The 15,784-nt window shown below is 54.7% G+C and carries 17 protein-coding genes; 10 read left to right on the forward strand and 7 right to left on the reverse strand.

Annotated features, from left to right (window positions below; genetic code table 11):
• Position 1: 1 nt before the first annotated feature.
• Both gmk and J7395_RS19035 read right to left on the reverse strand, forming a co-directional pair.
• Positions 2 to 634: a guanylate kinase gene (gene gmk, locus J7395_RS19030; protein WP_062951951.1), complete on the reverse strand. Its 633-nt coding sequence runs from the start codon at positions 632 to 634 to the stop codon at positions 2 to 4.
• A gap of 10 nt (positions 635 to 644) precedes the next feature.
• A complete protein-coding gene (locus J7395_RS19035; protein WP_209223186.1) occupies positions 645 to 1,529 on the reverse strand; it encodes a YicC/YloC family endoribonuclease in 885 nt (294 codons plus the stop codon).
• Positions 1,530 to 1,720: 191 nt separating this feature from the next.
• Here J7395_RS19035 and J7395_RS19040 point away from each other — a divergent pair, with 191 nt between their 5' ends.
• A complete protein-coding gene (locus tag J7395_RS19040) occupies positions 1,721 to 2,545 on the forward strand; it encodes an SDR family NAD(P)-dependent oxidoreductase (protein WP_209223188.1) in 825 nt (274 codons plus the stop codon).
• Positions 2,546 to 2,565: 20 nt separating this feature from the next.
• Here the strand turns inward: J7395_RS19040 and mltG are convergent, their stop codons facing one another.
• The 5 genes from mltG to fabD form a co-directional block, all read right to left on the reverse strand.
• On the reverse strand, positions 2,566 to 3,540 hold the full coding sequence (gene mltG, locus J7395_RS19045) for an endolytic transglycosylase MltG (RefSeq protein ID WP_209223190.1): 975 nt from the start codon (positions 3,538 to 3,540) through the stop codon (positions 2,566 to 2,568).
• A gap of 33 nt (positions 3,541 to 3,573) precedes the next feature.
• Entirely contained in the window at positions 3,574 to 4,833 is a 1,260-nt protein-coding gene (gene fabF / locus J7395_RS19050; RefSeq protein ID WP_114121118.1) for a beta-ketoacyl-ACP synthase II, read from the reverse strand.
• 87 nt (positions 4,834 to 4,920) lie between these two features.
• Positions 4,921 to 5,157 (reverse strand): acyl carrier protein, encoded by a 237-nt coding sequence (locus tag J7395_RS19055; RefSeq protein ID WP_007090351.1) that lies wholly within the window; start codon positions 5,155 to 5,157, stop codon positions 4,921 to 4,923.
• 169 nt (positions 5,158 to 5,326) lie between these two features.
• A complete protein-coding gene (gene fabG / locus J7395_RS19060) occupies positions 5,327 to 6,067 on the reverse strand; it encodes a 3-oxoacyl-[acyl-carrier-protein] reductase (protein WP_062951947.1) in 741 nt (246 codons plus the stop codon).
• 38 nt (positions 6,068 to 6,105) lie between these two features.
• On the reverse strand, positions 6,106 to 7,047 hold the full coding sequence (fabD, locus tag J7395_RS19065; RefSeq protein ID WP_209223192.1) for an ACP S-malonyltransferase: 942 nt from the start codon (positions 7,045 to 7,047) through the stop codon (positions 6,106 to 6,108).
• 503 nt (positions 7,048 to 7,550) lie between these two features.
• On the opposite strand from fabD, the gene rpsF reads away from it, so the two are divergent.
• The 9 genes from rpsF (at position 7,551) to radA (ending at position 15,750) form a co-directional block, all read left to right on the forward strand.
• On the forward strand, positions 7,551 to 7,928 hold the full coding sequence (gene rpsF, locus J7395_RS19070; RefSeq protein WP_062951945.1) for a 30S ribosomal protein S6: 378 nt from the start codon (positions 7,551 to 7,553) through the stop codon (positions 7,926 to 7,928).
• Positions 7,929 to 7,950: 22 nt separating this feature from the next.
• Positions 7,951 to 8,184 carry a 30S ribosomal protein S18 gene (gene rpsR / locus J7395_RS19075; RefSeq protein ID WP_062951944.1) on the forward strand — a complete coding sequence of 78 codons (234 nt, stop codon included), beginning with the start codon at positions 7,951 to 7,953 and terminating at the stop codon, positions 8,182 to 8,184.
• Between the two features lie 47 nt (positions 8,185 to 8,231).
• On the forward strand, positions 8,232 to 9,170 hold the full coding sequence (locus J7395_RS19080) for a DUF2232 domain-containing protein (protein WP_209223195.1): 939 nt from the start codon (positions 8,232 to 8,234) through the stop codon (positions 9,168 to 9,170).
• Positions 9,170 to 9,775 (forward strand): 50S ribosomal protein L9, encoded by a 606-nt coding sequence (rplI, locus tag J7395_RS19085; RefSeq protein WP_209223197.1) that lies wholly within the window; start codon positions 9,170 to 9,172, stop codon positions 9,773 to 9,775. Before J7395_RS19080 ends, rplI begins: the two co-directional genes overlap by 1 nt.
• 187 nt (positions 9,776 to 9,962) lie before the next feature.
• Positions 9,963 to 11,501 (forward strand): replicative DNA helicase, encoded by a 1,539-nt coding sequence (locus J7395_RS19090; protein ID WP_062959519.1) that lies wholly within the window; start codon positions 9,963 to 9,965, stop codon positions 11,499 to 11,501.
• 42 nt (positions 11,502 to 11,543) lie between these two features.
• Positions 11,544 to 12,665 (forward strand): alanine racemase, encoded by a 1,122-nt coding sequence (gene alr / locus J7395_RS19095; protein WP_062951940.1) that lies wholly within the window; start codon positions 11,544 to 11,546, stop codon positions 12,663 to 12,665.
• Positions 12,666 to 12,723: 58 nt separating this feature from the next.
• Positions 12,724 to 13,497 (forward strand): ABC transporter permease, encoded by a 774-nt coding sequence (locus J7395_RS19100; protein ID WP_097052481.1) that lies wholly within the window; start codon positions 12,724 to 12,726, stop codon positions 13,495 to 13,497.
• A 9-nt stretch (positions 13,498 to 13,506) separates the two neighbouring features.
• Positions 13,507 to 14,283 (forward strand): ATP-binding cassette domain-containing protein, encoded by a 777-nt coding sequence (locus J7395_RS19105; protein WP_209223199.1) that lies wholly within the window; start codon positions 13,507 to 13,509, stop codon positions 14,281 to 14,283.
• A gap of 54 nt (positions 14,284 to 14,337) precedes the next feature.
• Complete coding sequence (radA, locus tag J7395_RS19110; RefSeq protein ID WP_097052483.1) at positions 14,338 to 15,750, forward strand: DNA repair protein RadA; 1,413 nt, start codon at positions 14,338 to 14,340, stop codon at positions 15,748 to 15,750.
• Positions 15,751 to 15,784 lie beyond the last annotated feature (34 nt).

Genomic DNA, 15,784 nt, shown 5'->3' on the forward strand with positions numbered 1-15,784 from the left:
ATCAATCTGTCAAAAGCTTTTTAACGAACCCCGGCAATTGGGATTGGCGTTCACGCTTTACGCGCTCTGCCCCGATAATATGCTGAACATCGGCAAGACAACGATCTAGGTCATCGTTGATCAGCACATAATCAAATTCTTCCCAATGGCTGATTTCGGCACCGGCCTTCGCCATACGCTTCATGATCACATCGTCAGCATCCTGCCCTCGGTCTCGAAGACGACGTTCCAGTTCGGCCGATGAGGGCGGCAAAATGAAGACAGACACAACATCATCACCGCCCTTCTCGCGTATTTGCCGTGCCCCCTGCCAATCGATATCAAACAGAACGTCATGCCCTTCCGAAAGCGCCTTTTCGACCGGGCCGCTTGGCGTACCGTAATAATTGCCAAACACTTCGGCCCATTCCAGCAATTCGTCATCGGCAATCATATGCTTGAACGCGTCAACGGATTTGAAGAAGTAATGGATGCCCTCCTCCTCGCCCGGACGTGCCGCACGTGTTGTTGCAGAAACCGAAAGTGAAATCTGGCTATCCTTTTCCAGAAGCTGACGCGTGATTGTGGTTTTCCCGGCCCCGGAGGGTGCACAGAACACCAGCATTACACCACGACGTTTTACCTGATCCGTCATCGGAGTATCCTTATTCAACGTTCTGAACCTGCTCGCGCAGCTGATCGATAATCACCTTTAATTCCATACCGCAATTGGTCAGTTCGATATCGTTCGCCTTGGAACACAATGTATTGGCCTCGCGATTGAACTCCTGACACTGGAAATCAAGCTTGCGGCCAATTGCTCCGCCCTTTTTGATCATGTCACGTGCAGCAATGATATGAGCCTTCAACCGATCAATTTCCTCGCGGACATCAGCCTTGGTCGCAAGCAGCGCCGCTTCCTGATGAAGCCGTTCGGGGTCGAATTTACCGGCTTCCATCAACTCGTCGATCTGGCGTTTGAGCTTTGTCTTGATCGCGTCGCTTCGAACCGATGCACAGCTTTCCGCCCGCAAAACAGTTTCCTCGATACGATCGATATGTCCGCGCAGCATTTCATCAAGCTTAGCACCTTCTTCGGCGCGATGGGCTTCCATCTGATCAAGCGCCTCACCGAAACTTTTGAGGATTGCGGCATCAAGTGTTTCGCGACTGTCGTCGTCTTCCTGCTGTTCAACGGCTTCAAGCACACCGCGCACATTCATAAGATCAGCTATGGTGCCAGCCGAAAGACTGCTGGCACGGTCAAATTCCTCGGCCAGAGCAACCAGTTCGGCAAGCAGGTCCCGATTGATACGATAGGCACTGCTTTCCCCGGGACGGACAACATTTAATGTTACGCCCATATTTCCCCGTTTGTACCGCTTGGAGATTGCCTCTCGAACCGTTGGCTCCAGCCGTTCAAAACCGCCATTAAGGCGTGTGCGAACATCCAGCCCCTTGCCATTGACACTGCGCAGCTCCCAGGTCCAGCCAAAACCTTCAGCGCCGCCATCGATACGTGCGAACCCGGTCATGCTTGATACGGTCATATTCTTGATCCAGTCTGAATTGTCGGTTGCCCGTTTATAACGGTTGTGCCCCGACGCGCCAAGGGATTGTCGTTTGATGGCAGATCATGAAGACAAGCTGTTATTGCCCGCATTTCATAATGCTGCCCTAATGCTGTCCCATGGTCCGCCCAAACAATCCGGAACATCGTCCAACGGGATCACGAGCAACCATGTCACTGCAATACCACGCCATCCTGATTACCGGTGCCAGCTCGGGCATCGGGGCCGCACTTGCCCGTCATTATGCCAGAACCGGGGTTACTCTTTTCATCAGCGGCCGCGATCAAACACGTCTGAAACTGGTCGAAAATGAATGCCGGGCGGCAGGCGCGAACGTTTTTGCCGACGTACTTGACGTAACTGAGCGCGAAACAATGGCGGAATATGTCACCAAATGTGATCAGATCACACCGCTGAGCCTGATTGTCGCCAATGCAGGTATTTCTGCAGGAACCGGCAGCGAAGGCGAGGACCCCGATCAGGTACGCGATATCTTTGCAACAAATGTCGCGGGTGTTCTGAACACAATTGATCCTGCGATCACTTTCATGTCTGCACGCGGACACGGACAGATCGCACTGGTTTCGTCGCAGGCATCATGGCGAGGGCTACCATCCGCACCGGCCTACTGTGCCAGCAAGGCGGCGGTAAGGACCTATGGCGAAGGACTGCGCGGTGCCCTTGCCCCGTTCGGGATCAAGGTTAATGTGATTTGCCCGGGCTTTGTAAAAAGTCGCATCACCGATGCCAACGACTTCCCCATGCCATTCTTCATGCAGGCGGACAAAGCCGCAATTAAGATCGACAAAGGACTCACGAAGAATAGAGGGATGATCGCATTCCCCTGGCAGATGAATATCCTGATCGGTGTTTTGAAGATTGTGCCGCAATCGTTACTCGACCTGGCAGCATCACGCATCCCGCGCAAGGTTTCGAAAAATGAGGCCCGTCAAAGACTGGAGTCCCCCCCCGAACATGCACAGCCCCGTCAATAACAGGGAGCATAACCCGTTACCTATTGGCCGTCCCGGATACGACGCCAGCGTGCGACATTGCGGTTGTGTTCGTCCAGTGTCCGGGCAAACGCATGACCACCGGTGCCATCAGCAACAAAGTAGATCTCGTCAGTTTCTGCAGGATGCAGAACCGCAAATATCGCGTCCCGGCCCGGATTGGTTATTGGTCCGGGAGGCAATCCCGCCGAAACATAGGTATTATAGGGGCTGTCGAATTTCAGATCAGCCCGGGTCAATGCTCGATCAAGCGGTTCATTCGGGCTGATGGCATAGGCAACCGTCGGATCGGACTGCAAACGCATGTTCATCCTGAGCCGATTGACGAATACACCTGCAACACGCGGGCGTTCGGCGGCAATACCGGTTTCCCGCTCTACGATAGACGCCAGAACAATGGCTTCGTCGATGGTATCAAACGGTAGATTGGCCTCTCGCCCCGGCCATAATTGCGCCACCAGCGCATCATGAGCCGCCGCCATACGATCAATAATGCTCTGTTTCGTACCACCAAACGAGAATTGATAGGTTTCGGGTAACAGCATACCGTCGGGCGGGATGTCGGAAATTTCACCTGTCAGACCATCGACAAGATTGATACGAGCAACGATTTCGCTAGACCGCAGTCCTTCGGGGATGGTCACAAACCGTTTGACGGTATCACCGGCGGCAAGAATTTCAGCCGCCTGCTTTGGACTGACCCGTGCGGGGAAATGATATTCACCGGCACGCAACGAACGATCCAGTCCGGCAATACGTACCCCAAGCAGAAATACAAGAGGTTCCTGAATGATGTTTTCACGACGGAATATGTCCGCAATCCCGCGAACACCTGTACCCTGCGGGATGACAATATCACTGCCCTGCACCAGTTTGCTGGGCGATGTATATTGCACATAAACATACACCGCCGCCCCACCAATGGTGAGAGCGGCGGTGATGCATAAAAAGCCAAGAACAAGCAGAAAACGCTTCAAGGGGTTTCCCTCTGTCAGGTTGAATCTGCTGTCTTAAACGCCTTTGAAGACCAGCGAAGCATTGGTACCGCCAAAGCCAAACGAGTTCGACAATGCGACATTGACTTTGCGTTTCTTTGCTTCGAGCGGAACCAGATCAATCCCGAGGCAAGCTTCGGACGGATTGCGAAGGTTAAGGGTTGGCGGAACCACACCTTCATGGATAGCAAGGATCGAGAACACGGCCTCGATTGCACCTGCGGCACCAAGAAGATGACCCGTTGCCGATTTGGTCGAGGACATCGAAAGTTTCGATACCGCGTCCCCGAACAAACGTTTTACCGCACCCAGTTCGATTTCATCACCCAGCGGAGTCGACGTGCCATGTGCGTTCACATAATCGACGTCTTCCGGGTTGATGCCGGCATTGCGAAGGGCATTGCGCATCGAACGGAAACCACCGTTGCCATCTTCGGCCGGAGCCGTGATGTGATAAGCGTCGCCCGACATGCCATAACCGGCAACTTCGGCATAGATTTTCGCACCACGTGCTTTGGCATGTTCATATTCTTCAAGCACCACGCAACCGGCACCCTCACCCATGACGAAACCGTCACGGCCCTGATCCCAGGGGCGCGATGCCTCGGTCGGGGTATCATTGTAACCGGTCGACAGCGCACGTGCTGCGGCAAAGCCAGCCATACCCAAACGGCAAACAGCGGCTTCGGCACCACCAGCAACCATGACGTCGGCATCACCAAGCATGATCATGCGCGATGCATCGCCAATGGCGTGTGCACCGGTTGAACATGCGGTCACGACGGCATGGTTCGGACCTTTAAGACCATGTTTGATCGAAACCTGGCCAGAAACCAGATTGATCAGGCAGGACGGAATGAAGAATGGGCTGACACGGCGGGTCTTGCCGTTATTCACCAGTTCCGTGGCTTCGGAGATCTTAGGCAGACCACCAATACCCGAACCAATCAGAACACCGGTATTTTCCTGGTCTTCGTCGGTTTCGGGTTTCCATCCGGAATCGGCCAATGCCTGATCGGCAGCGGCAACACCATAGACGATAAAATCGTCCATTTTCTTCATGTCTTTAACCGAGACATGATCTTCCGCGTTGAAAAGTCCGTCACCCACACCACGCGGCACAAGGCCTGCGATCTTGGCCGGGATATCGGACACATCGAAGGTGTCGATGCTTTTGATTCCGGATTGGCTGTCCAGCAATTTCTGCCAGGTGTTCTGTGCACCGCTGGCAAGCGGAGTAACAGCACCAATACCGGTAACAACTACGCGTCTCATCCCGCACTACGCCTTTATTTTATGAATACAGCAAAGACGAAAAGGGCGCCTGAGGATGCCCTCTGGCGCCCATGTCTCACGGCAAGATTAGCCGTTCGCCTTTTCGATGAAGTCGATCGCGTCTTTAACGGTCAGAATTTTTTCTGCTGCGTCATCAGGAATTTCGCAACCGAATTCTTCTTCAAACGCCATGACCAGTTCGACAGTGTCCAGGCTGTCGGCGCCCAGATCGTCGATGAAGCTTGCGTTTTCGGTGACCTTGTCTTCCTCGACACCGAGGTGCTCGACAACGATCTTCTTCACGCGATCTGCGACATCACTCATAGCTCAAATCCTTCAATAGGTTTTCTGTCAGTTGGTTTTGGTTGGTTCTTCGCGCCTTCCCCCTATTGAAGGAACTTGCGAGGACCGGAATCCGACAACCGCAATTGCCGGTTTCGTGATTTTGTATAGCGGCCTCTTTTAAACAGAAAAGCAAGCAACCCGCAACGGGTTAAATCATCGCCATTCCGCCATTCACATGCAAGGTCTGCCCGGTAACATAAGCGGCTTCGTCGCTTGCCAGATACAGAACCGCTGCTGCGATCTCCTTGCTTTCCCCCATACGCCCCGCCGGAATGTTGGCCAGAAGCTTTTCTTTCTGCCCATCATCAAGCTCGTCGGTCATCGCCGTGGTAATGAACCCCGGTGCAACACAGTTAACAGTAATTCCGCGAGATGCAACTTCTTGTGCAAGCGATTTTGACCAGCCGATCATGCCAGCCTTCGCTGCAGAATAGTTGGTTTGCCCTGGATTCCCGGTCACACCAACGATCGAGGTAATATTGATAATGCGGCCATGGCGGCGCTTCATCATGCCGCGCAACGAGTTGCGCGCAAGTTTGAATGCCGCAGTCAGGTTGACATCAAGGACCGCCTGCCAGTCTTCGTCTTTCAACCGCATCGCCAGCTGATCACGGGTGATCCCGGCATTATTGACCAGAATATCAAGCTGCCCGCCAAGGGCCTCTTCTGCTTCCTTGATCAAACCGGCGACCGATTCCGGATCAGACAGGTTCCCCGGAACAACGACAGCATTTTCGCCGATTTCCGCAGCAACCGCCTGAAGACGTTCAGCACGCGTACCTGAAAGAGCAACCTTTGCACCAGCCGAAGCCAGAAGTTTGGCAATATCACCGCCGATACCACCGGTCGCACCGGTTACGAGTGCGGTTTTGCCTGCAAGATCAAACATCAATCCATCCCTTTGGGTTCGTCTGTTTCGCGCAACACTTAAAGCGTGCGGAGGAAGCTTTCAATATCGGCCGGACCGTTAACAGCCGAACCGGTCAGGTCACGGTCAATACGGCGAACCATACCACTCAAAACTTTACCTGCGCCCAGCTCCACCAGATCGGTGATACCCTGCTCTTTCATATAAAGGACAGACTCACGCCAACGCACGGTTCCGCAAACCTGCTCCACAAGGAGTTTACGAATGGTTTCCGGATCAGCAGTTTTTTCCGCAATCACGTTTGCGACAACCGGTTTACCCGGAGCATTCATCGTTACCGAAGCCAGTGCTTCGGCCATACGATCCGCAGCCGGTTGCATCAGCGGGCAATGGAAGGGCGCCGATACCGGCAGCAAAACGGCACGCTTTGCACCCTTTTCCTTGGCGATCTCGATCGCGCGTTCAACAGCCGCTTTATGACCCGACACAACGACCTGTCCGTCGGCATTGTCATTTGCAGCGGTACAAACATCGCCTTGGGCGGCTTCTTCGGCAACGGCAACTGCGTCGACATAGTTAAGCCCCAGAAGGGCTGCCATCGCGCCAACCCCGACCGGAACGGCTGCCTGCATTGCCTGCCCGCGGATTTTAAGAAGGCGGGCCGCATCAGCAATCGCAAAGGTACCGGCAGCAGCAAGGGCGGAATATTCACCTAGCGAATGCCCGGCAACCAGATCGCATTTGTCTGTCAGTTTGAAACCGCCTTCGGCCTCCAGAACGCGTGTAACCGCAAGGCTGACCGCCATTAGGGCTGGCTGCGCATTTTCAGTCAGCGTCAATTCGTTTTCAGGGCCTTCGAACATCAGGGTGCTGAGTTTCTGCGACAGCGCATCATCAACTTCCTGGAAAACTTCGCGGGCGACCGGAAATGCGTCAGCCAGTTCCTTGCCCATACCTACCGCTTGCGACCCCTGACCGGGGAAAACAAATGCGCGTGTCATTATATATAATTTACCCTTGTCTGCTTTCGTAAGGACCCGCTTCTGTCAGGCCCCCTTTTCGAGCTACCCTTGATACTGCCCGCAAGCCCTGTGTCAAGAACAGACGACAATGTCATGCGACTTTCCGTCGCTTTGTTGCCCGCAAAGTAACAGACTTGCCAAACGTCGAAAACAAAACCTTGTTGCGCGGTGCAATGTAACGGCTTTGGCGATTGGCATGTGTCACCATATATATAATGTCGGTCGCATCCTGCAACCGGCCGCAAAAAGCACCGGTTTCTGTCGATTCAGAAAAATACGTCCATGACAACGGCACCCGTTTTGGCACCGGCGATTTAAGTCAGATTTCACCAGAAGTTCCGGCGGGCATTTACGGTTGCATGCCCTGTGGAAAAGTGTATATTCCGCCGTCTCACGGCTCCTTGCCGGGATTGCCCGGCTATGCCTGCATGGCACGAGGTCATGTAAGGAAGAGATAAGCCACAAGGAGTAATAGGAGTATTATGAGCAAGTACGAGAGCGTGTTTATCGCACGTCAGGACTTCTCGACCGCACAGGTCGAAGCCCTGAATGAAAAACTCACCCAGACCGTCGAAGGTCTCGGTGGTAAAGTTGCCAAAACCGAATATTGGGGTCTGCGTTCCCTGGCATACCGTGTCAAGAAGAACCGCAAAGGCCACTATACCCTCTTCCAGATCGAAGCCGACAACGCAACGATTGCGGAATACGAGCGTCAGATGCGCCTGAACGAAGACGTTCTGCGTCAGATGACTGTCAAGGTTGAAGAGTTCGAAGAAGAACAGTCAGCCATTCTGCGTAATCGCGACGAGCGCGGTGGTCGTGGCGGTAATCGTCGCGGCGGTCCCCGTCAGCACGGCTAACAGATAGCGAGGAGAATATATTATGGCTGGACGTCGTCTGTTTTTCCGTCGCCGCAAAACCTGCCCGTTCTCGGGTGCGGATGCGCCGAAGATTGACTACAAAGATGTCAAACTGCTGCAGCGTTTCGTTTCCGAACGCGGCAAAATCGTTCCGAGCCGTATCACTGCGGTTTCGGCCAAGAAGCAGCGCGAGCTGGCGAAAGCCATCAAACGTGCACGCTTCCTGGCGCTGCTGCCTTACGCAGACCAGATCTGAGGCAGTCGGCAAGAGATCCTTTTGCGGTCTCGGGCCAGGAGTAGCTGATGTCGCGTAATACCCTAATGGCGGTCGGTGCAGGTCTGGGCAGTTCTGTCCTGTTTCTGCTGGTGTTGTCGGGGAATCCGTTGGCGCTGCTGCTCTCCTATTTCGGGCATCTGCCACTTTTCCTTATTGGATTTTGGCAAGGTCCAAAACGCCTGCTGGTTGCGGCGATTGCCGCATGCAGTGCCCTGGTTCTGCTGGGGGGACTGCTGCCTTTCACGGTCTTTATGGTCGTGTTTGCCGGACCGGCGATGTTGTTGACCCGCATGGCGCTGGTCATCCGCAAGGACGAAAACGGGAAACCGGGTTTTGTTCCGACCGGAATACTGGTCAGTGCCATGGCCGTGATGATTGCAATGGTGATGATTATCATCACCGGCAGCGTAACGGCGGAAGGTTTGGACATTCAGGAATTCATTTCGCAGTTCCTGGGCCAGATGTATTCGGAAATGGGCGTCCCAATGACGCCGGAAGTCCAGAATGTCATCGGTATGTTCCAGACATACTTCCCGGCGATTGTAGCGGTAAGCTGGCTTCTTATGCTGTTTGCCAATGCTGCGATCGCACAGGCAATTCTGGTGCGCTCCGGTCGCAATTTGCGCCCGTCGCCCGATCTGGCCTCGATGGCCTTGCCTGGCTGGTCACTGTTTGCGTTTGCCCTGGCCGGGTTTCTTGTCGGTTTTGCCGATGGTTCTCTGGCCTATGTGGCGCGAAACGTCGCGGTGGTGCTGGCAGTGCCGTTCCTTTTGCAGGGATTGGCGCTGGTGCATGGGCAGGCAGCCCGTTGGCCGCAAAAACGTATGATACTGACGGTATTCTATATCGTCGTGGTTCTGTCCACGTGGTCGTTTGTCGCGATCACCGGACTTGGAATTGTAGAGCATTTAATCAGGCTGCGGGGGAAACAACCGATGACCCGTAGCAATGAGGAGGATCGGTGATGGAAGTTATTCTGCTCCAGCGGGTAGAAAAACTCGGTCAGATGGGTGACGTAGTCACTGTCAAGCCGGGCCACGCCCGCAACCGTTTGCTGCCGCAGGGCATGGCCCTTCGCGCAAACAAAGCGAACCTTGCTGCTTTCGAAGCAAAGAAAGTACAGCTGGAAGCTGACAACATGGAACGCCGCAAAGAAGCCGAAGCGGTTGCCGAGAACATGGGTGAACTTGCTGTTACCCTCGTTCGTCAGGCATCTGACGTCGGTCAGCTTTACGGGTCGGTTACCGCTCGTGATATCTCGAACGCGGTTACCGAAGCAGGTTTCACTGTTGCCCGTACCCAGGTCGTTCTTGATCAGCCGATCAAGACCCTTGGTCTGCACCAGGTCAAAATCAACCTTCACCCGGAAGTTTCCGTTGAAGTGACCGCCAACGTCGCACGTTCCGAAGAAGATGCCGCCGAGCAGCTTCGTAAGGGCGGCGCCGTTCTGGGCACCATCGACGAAATGGAAGCTGAAGAAGCTCTGGAAGCTGCTGAAGAACTCTTCGAAGAAGACGTTCCGGCTGACATTGCTGATGAAGTTGAAGGCGAAGAAGAAGCCAACGTTTAATCGTTGCCTTTCATTCGAAGCCATTTTGGAAACGGCGTATCCGCAAGGATGCGCCGTTTTCTTATGGTTTTGTAATATATTTCAGCTTTTTATCCCTAAAGTCACCTCTGCGCTTGCGGTATACCGGCTATGAGTTATACCGATTAGCCCTTTCGGCCCAACAAGATGACTGATACCTTTTTACGTCATGACTGATCCCCAGCTAGATGCCCTGTTCGCACCCCTCGAAGAAAACCACGGTGGCAACACCGGAATGGTGCTCGAACGGACTCCGCCTCATAACTTCGAGGCCGAGGCTGCTTTGCTTGGGGCTATCCTCAATAATAACGCTGCCTACGAGCGCGTTTCAGATATCCTGCGCCCCGAACATTTCGCGGACGCCCGCCACGGTCGTATCTTTGAGGCGTGCGGCAAACTGATCGAACGCGGACAGCTTGCCAACCCGGTGACCCTTTCGGCGTTCTTCCGTCAGGACGAACATCTCGCCGAAATCGGTGGTGCGCAGTATCTGGCCGAATTGTCCAACAACCTTGTCTCGGTGATTAACGCCGGCGACTACGGTAAACTCGTCTATGACCTGTATCTGCGCCGCGAACTGATCGAAATCGGTGAAGACACCGTCAACGAAGCCTATCGCTACGAAATTGAAACTGACGCTGCCAACCAGATCGAGAAAGCCGAACAGAAGCTTTTCTCTCTGGCAACAGCGGGTGCGGCAGAATCCGGTTTCGTTGCGTTCGGCCCTGCCCTGACCAAGGCATACGAGAATATCGAACATGCCTATAAAAACGCTGGCAAGGTTGTCGGGGTTACTACCGGCCTGCGCGATATCGACCGCAAGCTTGGTGGTCTGCATCCGTCCGACCTTTTGATCCTTGCCGGACGCCCGTCAATGGGTAAAACCGCCCTTGCAATGAACGTGGCGTTTAATGCAGCGATTGCATCGCATCAGAACCGCCGTGCCGGTACAGACACGGGTGACGAACTAAAAACCGGTGCAGTTGCAGTCTTCTCGCTCGAGATGGCGGCGGAACAGCTTGCCGGGCGACTTCTGTCCCAGGCGGCCGAAGTTTCCGGCGACAATATGCGCCGCGGTGATTTGAACGAAGACGATTTCCAGCGACTTGTCGTTGCCACCCAGGAACTCAACACCGTTCCGCTTTACATCGACGATACACCTGCTCTTCCGGTTTCGACCCTGCGGACACGTTGCCGTCGACTGAAACGTCAGCACGGCCTTGCGATGATCGTCGTCGATTACCTTCAGCTTCTGGCACCGCCAACCAACTTCCGCGGTGACGGTCGTGTGCAGGAAGTTTCCGAAATCACCCGTATGCTCAAGGCAATCGCCAAGGAACTCGAAGTTCCGGTCCTTGCCCTGTCGCAGCTCTCACGTGCCGTCGAACAGCGCGAAGACAAACGTCCGCAGCTTTCCGACTTGCGTGAATCGGGCTCGATCGAGCAGGACGCCGACGTCGTCATGTTCATTTATCGTGAACAATATTACCTCGAACGTGCGGAACCGGCACAACGCCCGGAAGAAGCAACTGACAAGTTCGGCGAGCGCTACTCCCAGTGGCAGGAACGTCTGAACCACGTCTACAACACCGCAGAAGTCATTGTTGCCAAACAGCGTCACGGCCCGGTGGGCAACGTGCGCCTGTTCTTTGACGGGAACTACACCAAGTTTGGCGACCTTGACCATATCGAAGAAGAATATGAATAGGCCTTGGGCCTGAACCGAAACGGACTCCACGGGGTATTGCGAATGAGCGTTCTTCCCGCCGCCGGCCGTGCTGCTGAGTGTGCCGAACTTCAGATCAATCTGAGGGCGATTGCAGATAACTACCAGATCATCAAGAAACGCTATAAAGGGCGGACTTGTGGTGCGGTTGTCAAAGCAGATGCCTATGGCCTTGGCGCACAGACCATTGTGCCGGTTCTGAAAAAGCAGGGTTGCCGTCTTTTCTTTGTCGCGCAGGCAAACGAGGCAGCAGATCTGTTTCCGTTGTTGCGAGGCGGCGGTCGCATTGCGGTCCTGAACGGTGTTCTTCCCGGCGACGAAGAATTCTTTATCGAGAACGACGTCATTCCGGTTCTCAATGACCTTGGCCAGATCGAACGCTGGTCAAATCTGTGCCGCGAACATGAACGCCCGGCACCAGCCTTCATCCATCTTGATACCGGTATGAACCGTCTGGGTCTTGCTCCGCGTGAGATCGGTGAGCTGGTTGATCGCTATTCGTCTCTTTTGTACGGCTTTGAAAAGGCGGGTTACATGACCCATCCTGCGGCCGCCGACGAGGCCGAAAATCCGGTCACGGCCGAGCAGTACGAACTGTTCATGAAATGGTATCGCCGCCTGCCGCCAGCCCCGCGCGGTTTCTGTAATTCTTCGGCGATTTTCCGCAATAACGATTACCATCTTGAATTCTGCCGCCCGGGATTTGCGCTTTGGGGCGGAAATCCGACCCCGGAAACCACCAACCCGATGCGACCAGTAGTCAAACTGACGGCCAAGGTGCTTCAGACTCGTCAGATAGACGCTGGCGAAGCGGTTGGTTATGGCAATACCTGGCGCGCCGAACGTGCAAGTCGCATCGCGACGATTGCGGTTGGCTATGCCGATGGCTGGCTACGTTCGCTTTCAAATGCGGGTAAAGTCCGCATCAAGGGGCATGAAGTGCCTTACGTCGGGCGGGTTTCGATGGATGCCATCAGCATCGACATCACCGATCTTCCGGGCAAGCCGTTGCAACCCGGCGACATGATTCCGCTGATTGATGACAAAATGACAGTTGACGACATCGCAAGTGCTGCGGGTACAATCGGTTATGAGGTACTGACTTCTCTTGGACATCGCTACCGGCGGGTCTATACAGAAAGCTGACTTGAATAAATCGGCCAACGCCACGAACTGGCCTGCAACAGGGGAAATAATAATTCCAATGCCGATCTTTGCGCCGGTTGGCCGTATGTTCCTTGCCTTTTTGGCCCTTGTCGGTCGCGTCACGGTCTTTGCCGGGCGTACCGTTGGCCATATGGTAACACCGCCATTCTATTTCCGCCTTATATTCAAACAGATGTGCGAGATCGGCTATTTCTCGTTGCCGGTCGTCGCCATGACGACCCTGTTTGCCGGGATGGTTTTGGCCCTGCAATCCTATTCAGGATTCTCACGCTTTTCTGCCGAAAGTGCGGTTGCCACGGTTGTTGTCATTTCGATGACACGTGAACTGGGCCCGGTTTTGGCGGGGCTCATGGTTGCCGGACGTGTCGGTGCGGCCATTGCTGCTGAAATCGGCACGATGCGCGTTACCGAACAGATCGATGCGCTGGTGACGCTCTCGACCAATCCGTTCAAATATCTGGTTGTGCCGCGCGTCATTGCCGGGCTGGTAACCCTGCCGGTGCTTGTTCTGATCGGTGATATCATCGGGGTGCTGGGCGGGTATCTTGTCGGAGTCAACAAGCTTGGCTTCAACGACGGGTCCTATATCCGCAATACGTTCCAGTATCTTGAACAGCTTGACGTGATTTCGGGTCTGGTGAAGGCCTCTGTATTCGGGTTCCTGATCACGCTGATGGGCTGCTATCACGGCTATCATTCACGTGGCGGTGCACAGGGTGTGGGCCAGGCAACGACCAATGCCGTGGTTTCAAGCTCCATCCTGATCCTGATTTCGAACTATATCGTCACCGAACTCTTCTTCACACGCTAAGGGCGGGATATGAGCGACACAGCCAAAATCTCGCTTCGTGATGTGCACAAGTCCTTTGGCCCGAAAAAGGTGCTGCAGGGTGTCAATCTGGATGTCGGGCCCGGCGAATCTGTTGCCATTATCGGCGGTTCGGGCACCGGCAAATCTGTCACGTTGAAATGCGTTCTGGGCCTGCTTCTTCCCGAACAGGGATCCATCAAGGTCAATGGGACGGAAATGGTTGGCGCATCGCGTTCAACCCGCGAAGACATGCTCTCCCATACCGGCATGCTGTTTCAGGGGGCAGCATTGTTTGACTCCCTGCCGGTTTGGGAAAATGTCGCCTTTGGGCTGATCGAAGGCCGCGGTATGAAACGCAAACAGGCCCGTGATATTGCGATTGCACGCCTTGCCGATGTCGGCCTTGGCTCCGAAGTCGCCAACATGTCCCCCGCGTCCCTTTCAGGGGGTATGCAAAAACGTGTCGGTCTGGCACGTGCCATTGCGACCGAGCCGGAAATCCTGTTTTTTGACGAACCGACCACCGGTATCGATCCCATCATGGGTGATGTGATCAATGACCTGATTGTCAAATGCACCCGTGAACTTGGTGCCTGCGCCATGACCATCACCCATGACATGGCAAGTGCCCGCAAGATAGCTGATCGCGTTGCCATGCTCTATCAGGGAAAAATCATCTGGGATGGTCCGGTTTCTGAAATCGACAAGGCCGATAACCCCTATTTGCAACAGTTCGTTTCGGGTGATATCGAAGGTCCACTGGATCTTGATCTGAAGCATCTCTGATTACCGATCAAGCCCCTCACCCGTTTCGTTCCATCCTCATGCGCGGAGCCACCAGTGGCCAAGACCCAAAGTCGTTTCATTTGCCAGAATTGCGGTGCCGAATACCGAAAATGGACCGGTCGTTGTGATGCGTGCGGTGAATGGAATTCGATCGAGGAAGAACGCATCGAAGCCGGACCAAAAGCAACCGGTGGCATCGCGACAGGGTCCAAGGGAAAGCAGCTTGATTTTGTAGCCCTTGAGGGTGAAAGCGCAAGCCCGCCGCGTATCATTACCGGTATTGCCGAACTTGATCGCGCTGTTGGTGGTGGGCTGGTACCCGGTTCCGCCCTTCTGGTAGGCGGTGATCCGGGGATTGGTAAATCGACGATCCTGTTGCAGGCCGTCGGCGTCCTGTCAGCCAGACATAAATGTGCCTATATCTCGGGCGAGGAAGCGGTTGATCAGGTGCGCATGCGTGCCGCCCGTCTTGGACTTGAAAAATCCAAGGTCGATTTCGCCGCCGCCACCAGCCTGCGCGATATTATCGCCACACTGGATCAAAGCGCGCATGAAGTCGTGGTCATCGATTCCATTCAGACCATGTATGCCGATACCCTTGATAGCGCCCCGGGTACCGTTTCACAGGTCCGCGCGTGTGCGCTTGAACTGATCCGCCTTGCCAAGCGCAAGGGATTTGCCGTGATCCTTGTTGGTCATGTCACCAAGGAAGGGCAGATTGCGGGCCCACGTGTTCTGGAACATATGGTCGATACGGTCCTTTATTTCGAAGGCGAACGCGGCCATCAGTTCCGTATTCTGCGCGCGGTTAAAAACCGTTTCGGTGCCACCGATGAAATCGGTGTATTTGAAATGGGTGATGCGGGTCTTGTTGAAGTCCCGAACCCGTCGGCCCTTTTCCTTGCTGACCGCGAAGCGCCGGTATCGGGTACTGCCGTGTTTGCCGGGCTTGAAGGCACCCGCCCGATGCTGGTCGAGATACAGGCACTCGTCGCGCAATCAGCACTTGCCACACCGCGTCGCGCGGTTGTTGGCTGGGATTCGGCCCGTATGAACATGATCCTTGCGGTTCTTGATGCCCGTTGCGGATTACCGCTTAGCCAGTTTGACGTTTACCTGAACGTTGCGGGCGGCATGCGCGTCGGTGAGCCCGCGGCCGACCTTGCGGTGGCTGCCGCCCTGATATCTGCCGTCGCAGATGCACCTGTTCCCGCCGAAACCGTTATTGTTGGGGAAATCGGCCTTTCAGGCGAAGTCCGCCCCGTCGGTCAAATCGAATCGCGCCTGAAAGAAGCCGCCAAACTCGGCTTTGCCAATGCCTATTCGCCGCGTACCGGCGCAAACGGCAAGAAGAAGATCACGATAAAGGGCCTGAACCAGCGCGAAATCGGCCATCTTCAGGATTTGGTAAATCTCTTCGGCGACGATGTCCGCGACAAGGTGCGTCCACGCGAAGGCATGTATTGATCATTGCCTGCCTTTATGTGCGCGCGCTTGCGAA

Source organism: Thalassospira sp. A3_1 (genome assembly GCF_017744215.1).
GTDB classification, from domain to species: Bacteria; Pseudomonadota; Alphaproteobacteria; order Rhodospirillales; family Thalassospiraceae; genus Thalassospira; species Thalassospira lucentensis_A.

Excerpts from the sequence above, each read along its gene's own strand:
- gmk (WP_062951951.1), bottom strand. The coding sequence starts at position 634 with ATGACGGATCAGGTAAAACGTCGTGGTGTAATGCTGGTGTTCTGTGCA.
- J7395_RS19035 (WP_209223186.1), bottom strand. The coding sequence starts at position 1,529 with ATGACCGTATCAAGCATGACCGGGTTCGCACGTATCGATGGCGGCGCT.
- J7395_RS19040 (WP_209223188.1), top strand. The coding sequence starts at position 1,721 with ATGTCACTGCAATACCACGCCATCCTGATTACCGGTGCCAGCTCGGGC.
- fabF (WP_114121118.1), bottom strand. The coding sequence starts at position 4,833 with ATGAGACGCGTAGTTGTTACCGGTATTGGTGCTGTTACTCCGCTTGCC.
- J7395_RS19055 (WP_007090351.1), bottom strand. The coding sequence starts at position 5,157 with ATGAGTGATGTCGCAGATCGCGTGAAGAAGATCGTTGTCGAGCACCTC.
- fabG (WP_062951947.1), bottom strand. The coding sequence starts at position 6,067 with ATGTTTGATCTTGCAGGCAAAACCGCACTCGTAACCGGTGCGACCGGT.
- fabD (WP_209223192.1), bottom strand. The coding sequence starts at position 7,047 with ATGACACGCGCATTTGTTTTCCCCGGTCAGGGGTCGCAAGCGGTAGGT.
- rpsF (WP_062951945.1), top strand. The coding sequence starts at position 7,551 with ATGAGCAAGTACGAGAGCGTGTTTATCGCACGTCAGGACTTCTCGACC.
- rpsR (WP_062951944.1), top strand. The coding sequence starts at position 7,951 with ATGGCTGGACGTCGTCTGTTTTTCCGTCGCCGCAAAACCTGCCCGTTC.
- J7395_RS19080 (WP_209223195.1), top strand. The coding sequence starts at position 8,232 with ATGTCGCGTAATACCCTAATGGCGGTCGGTGCAGGTCTGGGCAGTTCT.
- rplI (WP_209223197.1), top strand. The coding sequence starts at position 9,170 with ATGGAAGTTATTCTGCTCCAGCGGGTAGAAAAACTCGGTCAGATGGGT.
- J7395_RS19090 (WP_062959519.1), top strand. The coding sequence starts at position 9,963 with ATGACTGATCCCCAGCTAGATGCCCTGTTCGCACCCCTCGAAGAAAAC.
- alr (WP_062951940.1), top strand. The coding sequence starts at position 11,544 with ATGAGCGTTCTTCCCGCCGCCGGCCGTGCTGCTGAGTGTGCCGAACTT.
- J7395_RS19100 (WP_097052481.1), top strand. The coding sequence starts at position 12,724 with ATGCCGATCTTTGCGCCGGTTGGCCGTATGTTCCTTGCCTTTTTGGCC.
- J7395_RS19105 (WP_209223199.1), top strand. The coding sequence starts at position 13,507 with ATGAGCGACACAGCCAAAATCTCGCTTCGTGATGTGCACAAGTCCTTT.